This window comes from Escherichia sp. MOD1-EC5950 (assembly GCF_002965345.1).
Taxonomy (GTDB): domain Bacteria; phylum Pseudomonadota; class Gammaproteobacteria; order Enterobacterales; family Enterobacteriaceae; genus Escherichia; species Escherichia marmotae.
On record NZ_PTSR01000099.1, the window covers coordinates 1 to 1,069 of the forward strand.

General features: G+C 50.3%; 2 protein-coding genes. Both read left to right on the plus strand.

The genetic code is table 11. The features are described from left to right. Positions 1-588: protein-methionine-sulfoxide reductase catalytic subunit MsrP (msrP, locus tag BEA93_RS24430; protein ID WP_105267690.1), on the plus strand; the 588-nt coding region annotated here is incomplete at its 5' end. Next, positions 589-1,069 (plus strand): protein-methionine-sulfoxide reductase heme-binding subunit MsrQ (gene msrQ / locus BEA93_RS24435; RefSeq protein ID WP_105225240.1); only part of this gene is annotated, 481 nt, incomplete at its 3' end.

The window sequence follows — 1,069 nt, forward strand, 5'->3', positions numbered from 1 at the left end:
CGGATTTATCGTATGCGTTGCGTAGAAGCATGGTCGATGGTGGTGCCGTGGATTGGTTTTCCGCTGCACAAATTGCTGGCACTGGCAGAACCGACCAGTAACGCGAAATACGTCGCCTTCGAAACCATTTATGCGCCGGAACAGATGCCAGGCCAGCAGGACCGGTTTATTGGCGGCGGCCTGAAATATCCTTATATAGAAGGATTACGTCTCGACGAAGCGATGCATCCGCTCACACTGATGACCGTTGGTGTTTATGGCAAGGCGTTACCGCCGCAAAATGGCGCACCGGTACGGCTGATTGTGCCGTGGAAATATGGCTTTAAAGGGATTAAATCAATTGTCAGTATTAAGCTGACCCGGGAGCGTCCGCCAACCACCTGGAATCTGGCTGCGCCCGATGAATACGGCTTTTATGCCAACGTCAATCCACATGTTGATCATCCCCGTTGGTCGCAGGCTACCGAACGGTTTATCGGTTCAGGTGGCATTCTTGATGTACAACGTCAGCCAACGCTGTTGTTTAACGGATACGCCGATCAAGTGGCGTCGCTTTATCGTGGACTGGATTTACGGGAGAATTTCTAAGTGCGACTGACAGCAAAACAAGTGACATGGCTGAAAGTTTGCCTGCATCTTGCCGGATTTTTGCCGTTTGTCTGGCTGATGTGGGCAATTAACCACGGTGGATTAAGTGCCGATCCGGTGAAAGATATTCAGCATTTTACCGGTCGGACTGCGCTGAAATTCTTGCTGGCGACCTTGTTGGTTACACCGCTGGCGCGCTACGCTAAACAACCATTATTGATTCGCACTCGCCGCCTGTTGGGTTTATGGTGTTTCGCCTGGGCAACGCTGCACTTAACCAGTTATGCCTTGCTGGAGCTGGGAGTGAATAATCTGACGTTATTGGGTCAGGAATTAATCACCCGACCTTATTTAACGCTCGGAATTATCAGTTGGCTGATTTTACTGGCTTTAACATTCACTTCCACGCAGGCGATGCAGCGAAACTTAGGCAAACGCTGGCAACAATTGCATAACTTCGTCTATCTTGTCGCGATCCTGG